This is a genomic window from Sphingomonas sp. CCH15-F11 (assembly GCF_001557005.1).
In the GTDB taxonomy this organism is placed as follows: domain Bacteria; phylum Pseudomonadota; class Alphaproteobacteria; order Sphingomonadales; family Sphingomonadaceae; genus Sphingomonas.
In genome coordinates this window covers 17,401-35,513 of the sequence record NZ_LSKG01000165.1, presented here as the reverse complement: position 1 = coordinate 35,513, position 18,113 = coordinate 17,401, and the positions used below count along the sequence as shown (strand labels likewise).

Genomic DNA, 18,113 nt, shown 5'->3' with positions numbered 1-18,113 from the left:
GTCACGCTCGACGCGGCGGACTGGCTCGACCTGCTGCCGCATCTGTCGCCGGTCGGGCGCGCGGTGCTGCGCCATCGCACCGACCTGCCCGCCGCGGTCGGCCGGGCGCTCGAAGCGTTCGGGGCCACCGATTTCGTGCTGTCGGACGACCGTGACGGCATCGACGATCCCGATGCGGAAGCGGTTACCGCCGCGCCCGCGCCACCCCCGGCCACGCTGTCGTCCTTTGCAACGATCGGATCGATCGCACGCGGCCTGCCCTTTGTCGCGCAGGCACCCGCCGCCGATGCGTCCGCGCGCGAACAGGCCGAGGCCGGAACCGGAACGGGCGAAGCGCGCGCGGCCGGCCCGTTCCGGATCGCCGACATCGTCGCGCGGATCGACGCCTATCACCAGCGGCGCGAGCGTGCGCGCGATGCGGGCGAGCCGGTGGCCGCCGATCCGGCGCCTGCGACCCCGGCCGCCGCCCTGCCGCCGGGCACGTTCCGGTTCGAGGCCGACGCCAACGGTGTCATCCGCTGGGCCGACGGGATCGAGCGGGCGATGCTGATCGGCCTGTCGCTGCATCATCCCGCGCCCGCCAACGGCACCGGGGTCGACGGCGTCGCCGCCGGTGCGGTGCAGCGCCGGGCCGGGTTCGACGATGCGCGGCTGCAGATCGCCGGCCGGACCGCGGATGCGGGCGACTGGCTGATTTCGGGTGTTCCCGTGTTCGAGCGGCAATCGGGACGCTTCACCGGCTATCGCGGCACCGCGCGCCGGCCGCGCGCCGACGAGCGCGCCGATCATGCGCGGCGATCGGGCGATTCGCGGCGGATGGAGACGCTGCGCGAGCTGGTCCACGAGCTGCGCACGCCGATCGGGGCGATTTCGGGCTTTGCCGAGATGATCGCGGGCGAGATCCTGGGGCCGGTGCCGCCGGTCTATCGCGAGCGCGCCCAGACGATCCGGGCCAATGCGCGCGAATTGCTGGCGATCATCGACGATATCGACCTGGCCGCGCGGATGGACGCGCATGCGCTCGACCTGCGGCCCGGCCGCGTCGCGATGCAGCCGGTGCTTGCGGGCATCGTCCGCGACCTGAGCCAGCTGATCGCGCTGCGCGCCGCCGAGATCGTCCTGCCCGAAACCGACGCGGCGGTGCGCGGCGACCGGCGGGCGGTCGAGCGGCTGCTCGCGCGGCTGATCGCGACGGTGGTCGCGGTGACGGAGGCGGGCGAGCGCATCGCGATCCGGCTGGTGCGCGACGGCGACCGCGAAGTGGTGGTCGCGATCGATTGTCCGCGCGAGCTGCGGCTCAGCACCGGGGAGGCGCGTGCGACGATCGACCTGGAGGACGAAGGCCTGGTCAGCACCGGATTTTCGATGCGGCTGGTCACCAACCTCGCCCGCGAGCTGGGCGGGGCACTGGCGATCGACGCGGATCGCTTGACCTTGCGCCTGCCCGCCGCCGATGATCCCGACATGGAGAAGGTCATCCGTTCCTGACGATGGCGTCGCCGCCGCCTTCCGCCGCCGCGCCGGGGCAGGCGCGCGCGCGACCGTCGTCGCTGTGGCCCGACGCGCTGGGGTGGCGCTTCGCGGTCACCGTCGACACCGAGGAGGAGTTCGACTGGCACGCGCCGTTCAGCCGCAGCGCGACCGCGACCACCGCGATCGCCGCGCTGCCCGCCGCGCACGCGCGCTTCGCGGCGGCGGGCGTCCCGCTCATCCTGCTGGTCGACTATCCGGTCGCCGCCGATCCGCGCGCGGTCGAAACGCTGCGCGGCCTGATCACGCCGGGCGGATCGGCGATCGGCGCGCAGCTTCACCCCTGGGTCAATCCGCCGTTCGAGGAAGCGGTGACGGCGCGCAACAGCTTTCTCGGCAACCTGCCCGTCGCGCTGCAGCGCGCCAAGCTGGCGGCGCTGACCGACCGCATCACCCTGAGCTTCGGCGCGCCGCCGCGCATGTTCCGCGCCGGGCGCTACGGGCTGGGGCCGGACACGATGCGGCTGCTGGCCGATCACGGCTATCTGATCGACACGTCGGAGCGCCCCGGGTTCGATTATCGCAAGCTGGGGGGCCCCGACTTTTCCGACCGACCGACCGAGCCGCGCCGGCCGCTGGCCGACCATCCGCTGGTCGAGCTGCCGCTGTCGACGGTCTATATCGGGCGGTGGCGGCGGCACGGGGCGGCGCGATACCGCAGGATCGTCGGCTGGCCGGGCGCGCGATCGATTGCCGCGCGGCTGGGCCTGCTGTCGCGCGTGTCGCTCAGCCCCGAGGCGATGCCGATCGCCGACGCGCGCGAGGCGGTGCAGCGCGCGGTGGCGGACGCGCCGGCGGGCCTGCTCAACTTCTCGTTTCATTCGCCGTCGCTGGTGCCCGGCCACACCCCATATGTCCGCGATGCCGGCGACCTGAAGCGGTTCGACGCGTGGTGGGACGCGATGCTGGCGCTGCTCGACCGGCTGGGCGTCCGGGCGATCGGCGAGGCCGAGCTGATCGCGCGGCTGGTGGGGAATGCAAAGGGCTTGCCGGGTTCCGCCCGCCTCCGCTAGGTGGGCCGGGCAGCGACAGGGGGCCTGTAGCTCAATGGTAGAGCCGGCCGCTCATAACGGCTAGGTTGCGGGTTCGAATCCTGCCGGGCCCACCACACGGCGCTGCGCTGCGCCGATCGCGCCGCAGGAAAGATTTGCCTTTTCGTCCGCCGAACGGCTAGAGCGCGGCTCCGGTCGGGGAGTGGCGCAGTCCGGTAGCGCGCCTGCTTTGGGAGCAGGATGTCGCAGGTTCGAATCCTGTCTCCCCGACCAAGTCGATCGCCGCCGGTTCAGGGCAACCGGCGCGCGACATTGCGCCCTGACCGCCGCAGGCTCATGCGGTTCCGGTTTTCCGCTCCATATGCGGCTTTCCGAGTCTGACGACCCGGACCCGAAGCGTTCGCCGATGAGAAGGATCGCGTCGACGCGCTTTGCGCGCGATCGATCCGAAGTGGAACAAGAAGGTCCTCGCTCGCCCATCTCACGCAACCCGGAGGTAGCGAATCGATGAAGTAGCCGCTACGTACTGCCCCAGGTTGATCGGCCGTTGTTGCGTAAAGCAAGATCATACCAAAAAACGGGTTCGCCAAAGACAAGCTGGGGCTGATGGGCATACCGCGGCACCCGGCTAGAGTGCTTGCGTTGAATCAAACAACATCCTCCCGGAGAACTCCAAATGTCTTTCGACCAGTCTTATGATACCAATGGTGGCGCCAATCGTTTCTGGGTCAATAACGGCAAGCTTTTCGTTTGGGGTCAGGGCGTTTCTGGCACCAAGGAACTGACCGGAAGCGACAACTCTGGATTTCTGGCTGGGCTGTTCGGCGGCACCCTGCTCAGCAACGGCAATGTCGGCGCGCCAGATGGCCGCACGCCGTTCAACGCCGCAGGCTCGCAGCTTTCGGTCACCAAGGAAGGTGACAGCTGGATCGTGAATTTCGGCAACCGCTTTGTCAGCGGCAGCGAAAAATACGCGTTCAAGAGCGAGGCACATGCCAACAAGTTCGTTTCGGTTCTGACCGAAATCGATCTGGGCACCGGTCTGCTCGACGAGATCATCTGAGCGACGCATCCAGAGGAACTGACGTTCTCGTGAAATGGCGACGTGCAGGAAGCGGCTATCCGCTTCCTGCATTTCCTTTCATGGGACCGCTCGTCGTCCGATCGTGACCGTATCCGCTGATCATCATCTAAATGCCGCGGACGCCGCGGTCCGCGCACTGATGCCCGCGGCCGGCTATCTGGCGCTGGTGACCTGCCTGCTCAACGTGCTGGCGCTGACCTCTCCCGTCTACATGATCCTGGTCTATGACCGGGTGCTGTCGAGCATGCGGGTCGAGACGTTGATCCTGCTCACCTTGCTCGCCGCCGTCAGCTTTGCCGTGTTCGGCATCCTGGATGCGGCGCGTGCCCGAATTGCGGCGCGACTGGCCATGTGGTTTTCCGCGACCCTTGGGCCAGCCATCCTCAATGCAGCGATGATCGATCAGGTGCGCGGCGATGCCGACGGTGCCCGGCGCATTCGCGACTTGCGCCGCATCCGTGACTTTATCAGCGTGACGCTCAATCCGCTGCTTGACGTGCCGTTCGCGCCGATCTTCTTTGCCGCTGCCTTCATCCTTCACGCGTGGATCGGGTGGCTGACCATCGTTTCCGCCGCCTTGATGTTTGCCATCTCGCTGGCGTCCGATCGCCTCACCCGGATTCGCGCCGCGTCCTATGTGGCGGCCACCGATCAAGCCGAGGCGAACATGACCGAAGCCTTGAGGGCCAGCGACACGGTACGCGCAATGGCGATGGCGCCGGCCATCATCGATCGCTGGAACGCCAGAATGGACGTCGCCGCCCAAGCCTATGTCCACACCAGCGACATCAACGCCCTGTTTGCCGGAATGGGCAAGTTCGTGCGCCTGTTCTCGCAGTCGCTCGTCCTCGGCGTCGGGGCTTGGCTGGTCATCAACGGTGAATTGCAGCCGGGGTTGATGATCGCTGGCTCGATCATCATGGGTCGAGCACTGGCGCCGGTCGACCAGATGCTCAATTCATGGCGGAGCCTTCAGGAAAGCCGCCTGGCATTTGCGGGGTTGAAGGACCTGCCGGGCGCGCCTGCCAGCCTCAACGTAGAGACCGCACGGCCGCGTGGTCGCGTCAGCGCGGAGGAAGTCAGCTTTACGCATCCCGGCGCGCGGCGGCCCGCCGTGAAGGGCGTTCGCTTCTCGGTCGAACCCGGCGAACTGATGGCGATTGCGGGACCATCTGGTGCCGGCAAGTCCACAATCGCACGGTTGCTTGTGGGTGGAATCCGGTCCGATACCGGCATGCTGCTGATCGATGGACGACCAATCGATCAGTGGAACGCTGACCTGCTCGGGCGTCATATCGGATATTTGCCACAGGAGATCGAGCTGTTTGAAGGCACGATTGCCGAGAATATCGCGCGGATGGGGCCTGTCGCCGATCGCGCCGCGATCGAGCGCGCAGCCAGGCGGGCCGGCGCAGCAGAGATGATCGAGGGAATGCCCAACGGCTATGACACCCATATCGTGCCGGGCGGGCGCAACCTGTCGGGCGGGCAACGCCAGCGCGTAGCCCTGGCTCGCGCGCTGTATGGCGACCCCGTGCTCCTCGTGCTCGATGAACCGACCAGCGCGCTCGACCAAGGCTCCGAAGCTGCATTAATCGACGCGCTCGAGGGACTGAAAGGTGCCGATTGTGCGATCGTGGTGATTTCGCACGCGCCGGCGATGCTGCGGGTTTCGGATACCGTGCTGCTGATCGTGAATGGCGAAGCGCGGGCATTCGGCCCAACGCTCGAGATCCAGCGTATCTTCGGTCAGCCGCAGCCCCAGGAGCCCGCGACGGAGGTGGCTGACAGTGAATGAGCTCGTCCCGGTGCCGCGCGCCGTGCGCTCGGCCGAACCGCTGTCATTGGCTTCGCTGTCACCTTACGACGCGATCCGTGCACCGCGCAGAATCGCGACGGCGGTCATCATCGCGTTCTTTGGGGTGGGGGGAGCAGCCGCCACGCTCGCGCCGCTGCAAAGCGCAGTTATCGCGCAAGGTGAGATCTCAACCGCACATTTGCGTTCTACAATCCAGCCGCTCGAGGGGGGCACACTCGCCGCCGTGCGCGTGCGCGAAGGTCAATCGGTTCGCCGCGGCCAGTTGCTGGCCACGCTGGAAGACGTGCGATCCGGCGCGCAGTATGAAGCGGCGATCCGCATGGTGCGTCAGTTTGCCGCTGAACTTGCGCGGTTAGAAGCTGAGCGTGATGGAGCGACCACGCTCAGCTTCTCGCATCCGTCGCTGCGTGACCAAGGAAACCCCCAGGTTGCGGCGTTATTGGATCGACAGTTCCAACTCCTGCTGGCCGGGCGGCAAACCATCGCGAACAGGCGCGATGTGTTGAGGCAGCAATCCGCGCAGTATCGCCAGCAGATCAACGCAGCGCGGCAACAAATCGCGATAACCGACCGGCAGCTTTCATTAATGTCCGAACAGGTTGCAGCAATCGATTCCCTATATAAGCGAGGCCTCGCCACGAAGCCCCGCCTGCTTGATCTGCAGGGTCAGCAAGCCGATTTGGCGGCGCGCCGTGCCCAGCTCGACGGCAGCATCGCCCAATCGCTTGAGGCGATCTCCGGTGTGGAACTGCAAATCATTGAGCTGGAAAACGAGCGGCGCGATGAGAATGGGCGCGTGCAGGCCGACCTGCAAACCCGACTTGCCGAGGCGGAGCGCAACCTCATCACTGCGAGGGACCAGGTCCGCAAGACTGAGCTGCGCGCGCCGGCGGATGGTATTGTGTTTGCGCTCCAGCACTCTGTTCCTGGCGCGGTGATCGGGGCGGGCGAGAAGCTGATGGAGATCGTTCCGCGCGAAGCGCAGCTGACGGTTCGGGTCCGGGTCTCGCCGCTGGATATCGATTCGGTTCGACGGGGTCAGCGCGCACGGGTCGTTCTGTCGGGTCTACCGCGTGAGGCACACCACAGCTTCTACGGCGAGGTGTTCGAAGTGGGCGGCGATCTCGAGAAGACGAAAGACGGACGGGTATTCTATCAGCTGCTCGTCCGCCTTGACCGTGGCGAAGTCGTGAAGCGCCTAGGGGAGGTTTCGCTCGTTTCGGGCATGCCGGTGGAGGTGTTCCTAGAGGGCCCCTCTCGAACCCTGCTGAGCTACGTCACCGACCCGATCAGCAGTGTCATGGAGGCTGGACTACGCGAGCGATGAGCGCCCGCGCGCTTCGTGGATGGGAAAGCTGTGCCTCAGCCCGCCAGATAGGCGGCATGGGGGTGACCGAAATGACCCGTATTTAGGACTTCCGCTTTAGGCAGCGCTGGACCCGCCACAAGCGTTTGCACGTCCGCGCAGCTTGCACCACGCGTGGCGATCTATTGGATCGCAAGGAGAGCACGTGGCTTAGCGAAGATACAAGAAAAGTATAAAGAGGATGATCGGCAGCCAAGCGAGGGCACCCAGCGCGACAATGGTCAGCACGCGCTTACGAAGAGACCATTTCTCGTCAGAGGTGGCATCCGTGTGTCCAGCGGTATCGGTCGAAACCAGGGGCGCACTGTCCGTGCGAGGCCGTCGACTGGTGGTCGGCGGCAATACCCGATCGTTGTGCAGCATTTCTTCTACCTGATGAGTAAATGCCCCAGAACTCAACAGGAGGCTTATCTAACGGCCCAGTCTCGAGTTTCGCTCGGTTAACCCGCGCAATATTGTTCAAAGAACGCGAAGCACAGAAAACCAAAATCGTTTCAGATACGGACAATTAGGCCGATTCAGATGAGCTGGCAAGCGAGATCATGAGCCAAATAGAGCCATTTTGGTCTCAATTTGAGAAGCTTACGACGCTAGCAAGCTGGCTGCGCCACGACCTAGCGTGACCGCTAGGGTTCCTGAAATCCTATCGGCATCACACGCGACGGTAGCGGCTAACCGGCTTATATTCGGTGAATCAGGCTCGGTTACCAAAGGTTAAAGGCGCGCTAATTAAGCTCAAGAACCTTCAATAGACAGATAGGCAGCTAAGGAGGGGGACCCTAAAAAATATCGGAACGCCTCAATGCGAACGATGATTGTGGCAGCTGCCGGAGTGCTCGTGGTGACCTCACCAGCCGGTGCCAGCAATATTCAATTCCAGCTAAGTGCAAACGTGCCTGTGCTTTGCTCGGTCGTCGAGGTCAGACCCGTTCAGCTGACAACTGGTAAAGTCGAGGTCCAAGCCGTGTGCAATTCAGAGGCATTTCGCATCCGGCTTGATGGCGATCTGGCGGGCCTTCAGCTGCGTTCCGCAGCCGTTGATAACGGCTCTCACACGCTTTTTCAGAACTCGGTGACTGTTCGAGCAACGCGCCCAGGGTCATTCCGAATGGTTCTTGATTACGGTCAGGACCTGTCTGACATCCGTTTCGCTTCAGCTTCCATCGATCCGCTTTGATGCGAGACACCCACTTCAATAAGCATTGAACTCAAGCGTCAGGACATCGGTGTAGGTCCCCGCAAAACGCCCCTGCTGAGGCGAAACGGTCACTTTCAGCTGGTCCGCACGAATACCTGTCGATCGATCGGATAGCGTGACGACGTCATCGGCGCTGAGGTCAAGGGTCTGACCTGAGAGGGTGGCTTGATACGGGATTGATCCGAAAGCAGCACCGCGCGCGTGCACCAGCACCCCGCGATTATCCGATCGCGCGATGATGCGAATGAGCGCATTGCTCTGGTAGAAAAAGGTCGACTCCGCTTCACCGCCATCACTGACTTCGCCCAGAGACAAGCTCTGAATGGCGGAACTAACCAAGCGAAGCGCGGGCACGACCCGCACAGTAATCTGAAACGGACGTGCATCGCGCTGGCCGATGGCAAGTTCGACATCGGCGATGTAATCTCCCGGCGGCACATATTGGCCCGCCTGAACCTGGAACAGGTCGATCAGCACCTGCCCGTCCGAGAGGAGCTGACGCCGCGAGTTGCCGGTCAGGGTGATTGCCGCCGGTGCAACCGATGCCGTGTCGCTGGAGCGGAACGGTTCCCATCGCAACGTTGCGCCACTGCCCCGTAACGTGATCTGTCCTGAGTTGTTGAGCGGGCGAATCTCGATCCGCTGCGATTGGCATGAGTTGTCGAGGTCGACGTCCTGAGTGCGGATCAGCACCTGAACCAGCTGTGGCGTGACTTCAGTGGGATCATAGGCAAGCCCGCTCTGCTGCTGGGCGTCAGCTGTATAGCCTGTGCAGGGTTGCGCCAGCGCGGGTGCTGTGCCCAGCAGCGACGACGCGAGGATCAGCATGAGGCCGTTCATTGTGTCTGCTCCAGTTGGATGACGCCGATGTCGCGGATGGCCGCGTCCTTTTCCCCGACCGCGAACTCACCTGTAAGGAACGTGCCGTCGATCTCGATGCGGTAACGGCCAGGTGAGAGGTTGCCGACGAACACGCGTCCCTCGCGGTTGGTGAAAAAGGTCTTTGGCTCTCCGCCCGTATCGGATGTGATACGCCCGGTTGTCAGCGCAATCGGTGAGCCGTCTGCGCGTCGCAAGGTGCCGACGATCGAGCGGTAGGCGTCGCTGCCAATGGTGATCGAGGTGCCGGTGCGCGCGCCGGAGATAACGACATAATCCCCCGGTCCGATGTCATAGCCGGTGGGCGCGTTGCGCGCATTAACGCGGAGTTCCTGCGGACGGAATGGCGCAAAATTTGGGATCACTGCAGGTCCAAGCCCATTCGCGGTGCCAAGCTCACGCCCGGCTGCCCCCGAAGCTATCTCGATCTGCCCCGGCTTCAGCGAAGGGTGCCTGCGCACCATGATGAAGCCTTGGCTTGGATCTCGGCCTATTCCCAGTTGACCGTCGACGAAGGCAATCCCCGATTGCAGCCGCAACGTGCCACGCAGCGGGTCGTTGGCGGACTGGCGCGCGAAGCGTTGGCTCAGATCGATCGAACTGGCAAAGCGCGAATTGAGAAAGCCCAGCCGCGACGTCAAATCCGTTACGTTCCTATTGCGCTCGGCCCGGACAAAATATTCGTAATCGGGAAGCGTCAGCGACGGTTGCCGCCGCACCTCGGCGCGCGCGACATTGTCGATTGTGTCATAAGATGCCACCGAGACAGTGCGGCGTCCGAGCGGCAGGAACGCCGTGATGAACGCTCCCACCTGCTTACGCCCGTCGCCACGCGTCGCATATCGCCCGGTGACATTCACAGTGAAGCGGTCGAAGGTGGTCGACAAACCCGCAAACACACCCTTGTCCGCGCCGCCGGGGCCGTAGCGTTCGAAATAGGAAGCACCTGCATTGGCCGCGAAGCGGTCGTTAATTCGTAACTGGTAATCGGCGCGCAGTTCGAACTTGATATCGTCGCGAATCCCCAATGTTGAAAAGGTTCGATAGTTGCGCGACTGATAGTCTGCAGTCAGGTTCAAAAATCCGCCCCGCTGGGTCAGTCGGAACGGGTCACCGCGGTAAGCCAAGCCGATTGCAACGCCGGCCCCGCGACTATCGGAATTGCTCACGCCGGTTTCAATTTGCGCGATGCCGCCAACCGTCGCGATCGCAGCAGATGCGCCGGCGTTCTGTATCTTCTCTGTAAGAACGACGTGGCCGCCAAGTGTAAGGGTATCGGAGATGCCACGCGTGTAGCTGCCGTTGACGACAGGGTCGCTGGTGTAGCCGATACCGTTGGCTTCGATGTCGCGGAGCAGGCCGCCCGACACGTTGAACTCCGAGACGCCCGGCGCCAGCAGGAAGATGTCTGAGCCGAGGGAAAAGTTATCGAGCTCGCGTCGCCCGAAATCGTCTTCCACCACGATCGAGATGTCGTTGCTGAGCGCAGTTGCGGGAATATCGCGAATGTCGATCGGTCCGGGTTGGGCCTCGAACGACTGAACCAGGGCGCCGTTTGCGTAGACCTCGATACGAGCGCGCCGATCGAGCACGAAAGCACGCCGTCCGCTAGGCCGGACGTTCTCCAGTGGCTGGAGCGTTTGATAGCTACGCTCGAAACTTGCACCGAGCAGTTCGACCTGACCTGCAAGACGCGGAAGGGCGGGAAACAAATCGCCGGCTGAGAAGCGCAGCGCTTTTTCCGGCCGGTCGACGAAGCCGACAATTCGGTCGCGCCGAAAGCGCTGGCCGTCGCCGCGCAAATTGGCTTCGCCGGCGAAGGTGAGGTTGAAACCCCGCACCCCGCCCAGGTTCATGAAACCGGTGACGCCCAGCGAGGCATTTGGATCCACATCCTGGTCGAGTCGGGAACTCGTGATCAACGCACCTGTAAGCCCGAACGCGAATTTGCTCGGATCGACGCGCTCCAATCCATCCAGATTAACCCGACCCAGGCCCGAAAATACCTGTGGCCCGCGCAGGGATGTCGGCACTGAAACGGCAAGGCTGATTGTTGCGGTGTCAAGATTTACGACGACGCCGGTCGCGCGGATATCGGCAGCTGGAGCGGGTGCGTCTCCCAGCGCCTTTAGGGCGTCGATGACGTCTGCAGAAACGGACGGTTCAAGCGCCTTGGCAAGATCGCCACCTGACACAGCAACGACATCGGTCAGGGACACCGTGGCACGCGCGGTGCCGACCACCCGGCCCTCATAAACAATTGGCAAAGGAAGCGTGGCAACAGGCGAACGCTGCGGGGGCGTCGCGGTGGGGGGGGGCGTTGCTTGAAACGATTGTTGCGCAACCGCCGCGTCATAAAAGCAGGGCAGGCCTGTGCCGAGCACGGATGTCAGCGCCAATCGCCCGATCGGCGTCAGCCGGCGCTGAACGCCAAGCATTACGCTCCGGTGCCTGCCCGGATTTCAGCCATGACTTGCCCGGTGCCTCTCAATTCGGGCGATTTGATATCGATCACACGCTCCATGTTGGGCGGCAGAGTCGGGTTGTCGACGCGCTGCGCCAGATCCGACCCGGTCAATTCGAGTTTCTGGTCATCAGCAGTAATGGTCAGCCGCTGGTGCTGCAGCAGCACATGCTTGTTGCCGGCGTTGCGGATGATGAGGCGGATGCCGCCATCGATGCGTTCCACGCCAGTCACGCCCAGCTTGGCAGCGGCGCGTGCCGGTTCGACGTAAACCGCCGCGCCGAAATTATAGGCGAAGCGAACGCCCGAAAAGCCAGGCGGAATTACCGGCACTTCGGTGACCTGCACGACGTAACAGACGCTCTCAAGCACTACCGGCTCGCCGACATATTGCATGCGGATCGACTGCGAGCTTTTCGCCGCGACTTGCGTTTGGGGCGGGAAGATGATGAAGTCGCCGTCGGCGGGGATAAGCTGTTCAGACCCGTCCCGTGCAGTGAGCCGCTTGAACACCTTCATCTCGATCGGCAGCGGTTCGTCTCGGTCGTTGTTCACCGACAGCGATGACTGGTTGCGACCTTCAGCGGGCACCAGGAAGATGCGCAGAGGCCCGACCTCATAGGCATAAGATGGTGCCGCGCTGCAGACCGTAGCCAATAACGCGCAAGCGAAAGCTACGCCGCGAAGACGTGTCGCCAACATTGCTCCCCCTCCCCCAACACGCAACTTACTTGAATAGAAAAGCTTTAAAAATGGTGGATCGGGCGGGCGGTCCTTGATAGCCGCCCGCCCGACTCATGCCGTCGTAATCAACGCGCAGTCACTGCGATCGTCACGACGTCGGTGTAGTTGCCGGCGAACACGGTCGTGCCGGGCGCTTCATTGTTGCTCCCCGTGCCGTTGCCGTTGGTGTTGAAGACACCGCGCACGAAGAAGTTAACGCTGCCGGTCTGGCCGTTCAGAAAGGCCGTGCTGCCGTTGAAGTTCTGGCCAGGCGCTGCCGATTGGGTGGGCAAGCGACCCTTCGCCAGGCCCAAACCGCTGCCGCCACCGTGCTGGAAGTCATAGACGATCGAGTTATTGGCCCCACCAGTGGTGCCGACACGGTTCAGCGTGCCGCCATTCTGCGAGTAGATGGTGCGCGTGAAGCCGTCGGCGTCGTTGCAGCGGTAAGAGGCCGAGCCCGCAGGGCGCTGAATCTCGGTGCCCTCGGCCACAGTTGCCAGTTCGTTGAAGTTGACGTCGATCGAGGTGCCTGCCGCGTTGTAGACGCCGCAGATGACGCCGACTTCGGCGGAAACGTTATAGGTGAGCGTGTTGCCGGTGCTCAGCGTCTGCGCCGAGGCCGGCGCGGCTGCGACGATCGCTGCGGCCGAGGCGGCCATCAGAAGCTTCTTCATGAGTTCATCCCCTACTTTCCTTTGGAGCAGGGCAGTGGACGTCGGGTTTCCCAACTCGCGTCGTTTGCCCACCCGCGGGGTCCGTTGCTAACTCGCCCCGTTGGGTAAACGGGACGTAAAGGAAGACATGGGGGCGCCACATCATCAAAATTGATGAAAAGTGTGCCATTTACCAACAAAACGGAGCATTAAGCGCTCCATCATGCGGTTAACGTGCTGCAATGAGACATCTGAACTGCGAGTCATATCACAGATTCGACATTCACCTGCGTAAACCGGTCTTCGAGTGCACTCAACCGGGACTCGGCGATTCGCAACACCTACACCTCTCCGAATCACAGCTTTATCGAACTTCCAACGCCAGAGAGTGCTTGTGTTAATAAGAGAGTATTTAATCAGTAGAAACAAAAGGGAGCTAAGCGGCTGAACAGTTGTTCTCGCGAAGATGAGCCGGTTTTTCCATATATTTGCTGGAGCTGAGATCTGATCGTCGCGACACTTACACCGCAGACAGCTGCGATGGCTGCCGCATCATTTCCGCGAAGGGCCAGGCATAAAACCCGATGCTCTGCAGGGGTTAGGCCAAAGACCTCATTCATCCCGCCGAACTGTGCCTCGAAACCAGCCAAGGCTCGCAACTCAATACATAAAAACACTGCTTGGCGAAGGCCGACTTTCCGACACCGCATGAGGAGGATCGACGGACTTGCTTCTCCACGGGCTACGAAGACCTGAGGTTCGTGGTCGAGGCTTGAGACGAACGTCACGAAGCGTTGGCGCAGGTCTGCTGACGTGAAGCACAGCATATCGTCCCGAACCTGGACATCGGCATGTCGTGAAAGCAGGTCTGCCAACTGCTGATGCGCCCAACACAGGCTGAGATCGTCGTTCAAGATAATGCGACACGGCGCATCAAGCCGCAGCCATTCCAGCGCGACCGCCTCCGCAATTGAGGTCCGACGTGGCTCAGTAGCGTCGCTGGGGTCGACAAGGAGGGTGCGCGGCTCTGACGACGCCAATTCGGCCGGATCTGCGAACAGCAGCGTGCAGAGCTCAGACGAGGCGTCGTGCGCCGCCTGATTCGATTGCGAGCGGGCTGCTGTCGTCATTGTTTTGTTCGGTGAGTGCGAACTGATCAACGCATGCTGTCCAACAAGAACCGGAGAGTTCCCGCCATGCTGCACGGCCTCATCATTGCTCACGGCGCAACCGCGCGGGAACATGATGCGGACCAAGCCGAGAAAGATCCCGACGCGTGGATGTGGAACCGGGAACGCTGCACGCAACGAGCGAGACACAGGTCAACTCGGCGACTTCGTCTGCGCCGTCGCTTGGACATCCTCACTGTGTTACCCGACGGACACCGGCCGCCGAGCCACACGAAAATACTAAACGGGAGTGATGAATTGGCAACCCCGTTTCCCCAGTTAGCGTTGCATGGTGAGACAAAATTGCGAGTTCGCGCCTGCTCGGGGCCACATCGGGGGCATGAACATGTAGTTGCGCTGCTTATAGGCGAGCGACGCGTTCCACTTCTAGGCGGCGGCGCTCATGTCACGAGAAACCCCGGCTTTGCTTCAATTAGCGCATTCGTCGTAAGTCTCTCCAAGCTGGGTTCGAATCTCGTCTCCCTGACCAACATGCCGCACCGCCGCGTCGATCCGACGACAAAAAGGGCGCCCCGAACCGGTCGGGACGCCCTTTCGTGCAGTTGCGATCCGCCACCCGCCGGGGCGGGGGCGAAAGCGATTACATCGCCGCGTTGTCGGCGGTCGCTTCCATCGCGTCGGCGGCATTCTCGGTCGCGTCGGCGGCGTTCTCGAGCGCCATCGCGGCGTCGTTGGTGGCGCCGTCAGCCATCGCGTCGAAGTTTTCAGCCATCGCGTCCAGGTTTTCCGCGGTCGCTTCGGCAGCGTTTTCCGCCGGCGTTTCGGAGTTGCACGCCGCCAGGGACATCAGGCCGGCGGCAGCAGCGACAAGAACGATCTTCTTCATTCGGTTGCTCCCAAGCAATATCAGTTTCGCGTCCGACCCGAACGCCGGTGCGAAGCTGCCCCATTAGCGGGACTTCGCATCGCGTCAATCGGTAATTCATATTCCCGTAATCTGAAATGGGATGAACGACCGCCCCGCATCCACGCCGGAGTCGCGTCAGGGGCGCGGCGTCACCCGCCCGATATCCTCGGGCGCATTCGCCGCTACCGCAATCACCGTCGTCCATGCCGCCACGTTCTGGCGCAGCTGATCGGGGTCGATCTTGTCCAGCGTGTCGTCGGGGGTGTGGTGGAGGTCGAAATAGCGTGTGCCGTCCTGGGCCAGATCGACCGCGGGCACGCCGGTTTTCAGGATCGCCTGAATATCCGCGCCGTCGCCCGCGACCTCATTGCCCCGGATGATCCCGAGCGGCGCGAGCAGCTGGCCGAGCCGGGTGCCGATCGCTTCGGCACCCGCGGGCAGGTTGACGTCGAAACGGTAGATGCGATCGGCCCCGAAATCCGATTCCGCGGCAAGGTCATGGCGTTCGTCCTTGTGCGCGGCACCATAGGCCGCGCCGCCGAACAGCCCGACTTCCTCCGCGCCGGCCCACAGCACGCGGATGGTGCGGCGCGGCTGGCCGGCGTCCATCACCCGCTTGGCCGCCGCCGCGACGATGCCGCAGCCCGCCGCGTCGTCGAACGCGCCGGTCGCCAGATCCCAGCTGTCGAGGTGGCAGGCGACGAGCACCATGCCCGCTTGCGGGTCGCTGCCCGGCACCTCGGCAATGACGTTGCCGGATTGATGCGTCCCCGTCTGGCGCGGCGTCATCACCAGCTTGAGCGACACGGGCTTGCCGCGGCTGAAGATACGCTCGAGCTGATCGGCATCGGGGAGCGACAGCGCACCCGCGGGAATCGGCGTCACGCCCTTGGGGAAACTGGTGCCGCCCGTGTGCGGATTGCGATGATAATCGGTGCCTATCGCGCGGATCAGGATCGCGGCCGCACCCTTGCGCGCGGCGATCGCCGGGCCGGCGCGGCGGACCTGGCCAACCGGGCCGTAGTGCGAGCCGTCCTGCGTCGCCTTCATCGCATGGCTGACAAAGGCGATCTTGCCCTTCAGGCTGCCGTCGGGCGCGGCCTGGAGATCGGCGAGCGTGGGGAAATAGACGACTTCGGCGGTCAGCCCGGCGGCGGGCGTCGCGCCCGAATTGCCGAGCGCGGTAACCGCGAGCCGCTGCGGGAAGGGCGCGATCACTTCGGCGCGTTCCTCGCCGCGCACCCACACCGCCATGTCGAAGGGCTCGACCCGCACGTTGCGGAAGCCGAGCTGGTTGAGGCGGACGACCGCCCAGTCGCGCGCGCGCTTTTCCGCTTCGGTGCCGGCCAGGCGGGCGCCGACCTCGGTCGTCAGCCCTTCGACGATCGAATAGGCGACATCGTCGCGGAGCGCGGCGTCGCGCAATGCGACGACGGGGTCGGCGGCATCGGCGGCCGACTGCGCGGCGGCGGAGAAGGGAAGGGCGAGGGCGGCAGCAGCCGCGCACAGGGCATATCGGTTCATGGAAAGAGACTGCTACCGGCAAATCGCCGGGGGGCAACCCCGCACGTGGATTTCGAGCGCAAGCGCGCCACCCATGGTTTGCGTTCGGCCATGCGCGTCGCTATGTCCCCGCCCGACTTTCCATCCCTTTCCTGGCAAGAGGTTCACGGCAATGGCCGCGCAATACGCCTTCGTGATGAAGGACATGACCAAGACGTTCCCCGGCGCGCCCAAGCCGGTGCTGAACAACATCAACCTGCAATTCTATCAGGGTGCGAAGATCGGCATCGTCGGCCCCAACGGCGCGGGCAAGTCGACGCTGATGAAGATCATGGCCGGCGTCGACAAGGAGTTCACCGGCGAAGCCTGGCCGGGCGAGAACATCACCGTCGGCTATCTGGAGCAGGAGCCGCAGCTGGACCCGAGCAAGACGGTGCTGGAGAACGTCAAGGACGGCGCGCGCGAGACGGCCGATCTGGTCGAGCGTTTCAACGCGATTTCGGCGGAGATGGGCGATCCCCAGGAAGATACCGATTTCGACGCGCTGATGGAGGAGATGGGCGACCTTCAGGCGAGGATCGACGCGGTCGACGGCTGGACGCTCGACAACCAGCTCGAGGTCGCGATGGAGGCGCTGCGCTGTCCGCCCGGCGACTGGTCGGTCGAAAACCTGTCGGGCGGCGAGAAGCGCCGCGTCGCGCTGACCCGGCTGCTGATCCAGAAGCCGTCGATCCTGCTGCTCGACGAACCGACCAACCATCTGGATGCCGAAAGCGTCAACTGGCTGGAGCACCACCTGAAGGAATATCCGGGCGCGGTGCTGATGATCACCCACGACCGCTATTTCCTCGACAATGTCGTGGGCTGGATCCTGGAAATCGATCGCGGCAAATATTTCCCCTATGAGGGCAATTATTCGACCTATCTGGAAAAGAAGGCCAAGCGCCTGGAGCAGGAAGAGCGCGAGGAATCGGGCCGGCAAAAGGCGATCCGCGACGAGCTGGAGTGGATTCGCCAGGGCCCCAAGGGCCGCCAGACCAAGTCCAAGGCGCGTATCGCCAAGTTCGACCAGCTGGTCGAGGCGCAGCAGAACCGCACCCCCGGCAAGGCGCAGATCGTCATCCAGGTGCCCGAGCGGCTGGGCGGCAAGGTGATCGAGGTCGAGAACATCTCGAAAGCCTATGGCGACAAGCTGCTGTTCGAGAACCTGTCCTTCACGCTGCCCGCCGGCGGGATCGTGGGCGTGATCGGGCCGAACGGCGCGGGCAAATCGACGCTGTTCAAGCTGATCACCGGCCAGGAACAGCCCGACACCGGCACGATCGAGATCGGCAGCACGGTGCGGCTGGGCTATGTCGACCAGAGCCGCGACCATCTCGACCCCGCCAAGAATGTCTGGGAAGAGATTTCGGACGGGCTCGACTATATGAAGGTCAACGGGCACGACCAGTCGACGCGCGCCTATGTCGGCGCGTTCAACTTCAAGGGCCAGGACCAGCAGAAGAATGTCGGCAAGCTGTCGGGCGGCGAGCGCAACCGCGTGAACATCGCCAAGATGCTGAAAAAGGGCGGGAACGTCCTGCTGCTCGACGAACCGACCAACGACCTGGACGTCGAGACGCTGGGCGCGCTGGAGGAAGCGATCGAGAATTTCGCGGGCTGTGCTGTGGTGATCAGCCACGACCGCTTCTTCCTCGACCGGCTGGCGACCCACATCCTGGCGTTCGAGGGCAACAGCCATGTCGAATGGTTCGAGGGCAATTTCGAGGCGTATGAAGAAGACAAGCGCCGCCGCCTGGGCGACGCCGCCGATCGCCCGACCGCGCTGGCGTACAAGAAACTGACACGCTGAACCGCGTGCG

Annotated in this window: 14 protein-coding genes and 2 tRNA genes; 9 read left to right on the top strand and 7 right to left on the bottom strand. The window is 63.6% G+C overall.

Going from position 1 to position 18,113, the window contains the following annotated elements; genetic code table 11:
• The 8 genes from AX709_RS16655 to AX709_RS18775 all read left to right on the top strand — a co-directional run.
• The coding region (locus AX709_RS16655; RefSeq protein WP_066551047.1) for a sensor histidine kinase at positions 1–1,488 on the top strand (1,488 nt) is incomplete at its 5' end.
• 2 nt (positions 1,489–1,490) lie between these two features.
• Complete coding sequence (locus AX709_RS16650; RefSeq protein WP_066551046.1) at positions 1,491–2,543, top strand: hypothetical protein; 1,053 nt, start codon at positions 1,491–1,493, stop codon at positions 2,541–2,543.
• 20 nt (positions 2,544–2,563) lie between these two features.
• Positions 2,564–2,638 (top strand) — tRNA-Ile (locus AX709_RS16645).
• Between the two features lie 80 nt (positions 2,639–2,718).
• A tRNA-Pro gene (locus AX709_RS16640) sits at positions 2,719–2,795 on the top strand.
• A 403-nt stretch (positions 2,796–3,198) separates the two neighbouring features.
• Complete coding sequence (locus AX709_RS16635; RefSeq protein ID WP_066551045.1) at positions 3,199–3,585, top strand: hypothetical protein; 387 nt, start codon at positions 3,199–3,201, stop codon at positions 3,583–3,585.
• Positions 3,586–3,688: 103 nt separating this feature from the next.
• Positions 3,689–5,404 (top strand): type I secretion system permease/ATPase, encoded by a 1,716-nt coding sequence (locus AX709_RS16630; protein ID WP_066684781.1) that lies wholly within the window; start codon positions 3,689–3,691, stop codon positions 5,402–5,404.
• The gene (locus tag AX709_RS16625; protein ID WP_197418996.1) at positions 5,397–6,752 is read left to right on the top strand and encodes an HlyD family type I secretion periplasmic adaptor subunit; all 1,356 of its coding nucleotides are present in this window, start codon (positions 5,397–5,399) and stop codon (positions 6,750–6,752) included. Before AX709_RS16630 ends, AX709_RS16625 begins: the two co-directional genes overlap by 8 nt.
• A gap of 841 nt (positions 6,753–7,593) precedes the next feature.
• Positions 7,594–7,968 carry a hypothetical protein gene (locus AX709_RS18775; protein WP_156454310.1) on the top strand — a complete coding sequence of 125 codons (375 nt, stop codon included), beginning with the start codon at positions 7,594–7,596 and terminating at the stop codon, positions 7,966–7,968.
• A 15-nt stretch (positions 7,969–7,983) separates the two neighbouring features.
• On the opposite strand, the gene AX709_RS16615 is transcribed toward AX709_RS18775, so the two are convergent.
• The 7 genes from AX709_RS16615 to AX709_RS16590 form a co-directional block, all read right to left on the bottom strand.
• Complete coding sequence (locus AX709_RS16615; protein WP_066551039.1) at positions 7,984–8,829, bottom strand: hypothetical protein; 846 nt, start codon at positions 8,827–8,829, stop codon at positions 7,984–7,986.
• The gene (locus AX709_RS16610) at positions 8,826–11,306 is read right to left on the bottom strand and encodes a fimbria/pilus outer membrane usher protein (RefSeq protein WP_082731835.1); all 2,481 of its coding nucleotides are present in this window, start codon (positions 11,304–11,306) and stop codon (positions 8,826–8,828) included. The genes AX709_RS16615 and AX709_RS16610 overlap by 4 nt, the downstream gene beginning before the upstream one ends.
• Positions 11,306–12,034: a fimbrial biogenesis chaperone gene (locus tag AX709_RS16605; protein WP_082731834.1), complete on the bottom strand. Its 729-nt coding sequence runs from the start codon at positions 12,032–12,034 to the stop codon at positions 11,306–11,308. The genes AX709_RS16610 and AX709_RS16605 overlap by 1 nt, the downstream gene beginning before the upstream one ends.
• Positions 12,035–12,141: 107 nt before the next feature.
• Positions 12,142–12,732, bottom strand: a complete 591-nt coding sequence (locus AX709_RS16600; protein ID WP_066551033.1) for a hypothetical protein — start codon at positions 12,730–12,732, stop codon at positions 12,142–12,144.
• A 395-nt stretch (positions 12,733–13,127) separates the two neighbouring features.
• Positions 13,128–13,967 (bottom strand): helix-turn-helix transcriptional regulator, encoded by an 840-nt coding sequence (locus AX709_RS18770; RefSeq protein ID WP_156454309.1) that lies wholly within the window; start codon positions 13,965–13,967, stop codon positions 13,128–13,130.
• Positions 13,968–14,481: 514 nt separating this feature from the next.
• Positions 14,482–14,727, bottom strand: a complete 246-nt coding sequence (locus tag AX709_RS16595; protein ID WP_066551032.1) for a hypothetical protein — start codon at positions 14,725–14,727, stop codon at positions 14,482–14,484.
• Between the two features lie 156 nt (positions 14,728–14,883).
• On the bottom strand, positions 14,884–16,272 hold the full coding sequence (locus AX709_RS16590; protein ID WP_066551030.1) for a M28 family peptidase: 1,389 nt from the start codon (positions 16,270–16,272) through the stop codon (positions 14,884–14,886).
• Positions 16,273–16,423: 151 nt separating this feature from the next.
• On the opposite strand from AX709_RS16590, the gene ettA reads away from it, so the two are divergent.
• The gene (gene ettA, locus AX709_RS16585; protein ID WP_066551028.1) at positions 16,424–18,103 is read left to right on the top strand and encodes an energy-dependent translational throttle protein EttA; all 1,680 of its coding nucleotides are present in this window, start codon (positions 16,424–16,426) and stop codon (positions 18,101–18,103) included.
• Positions 18,104–18,113: the final 10 nt, after the last annotated feature.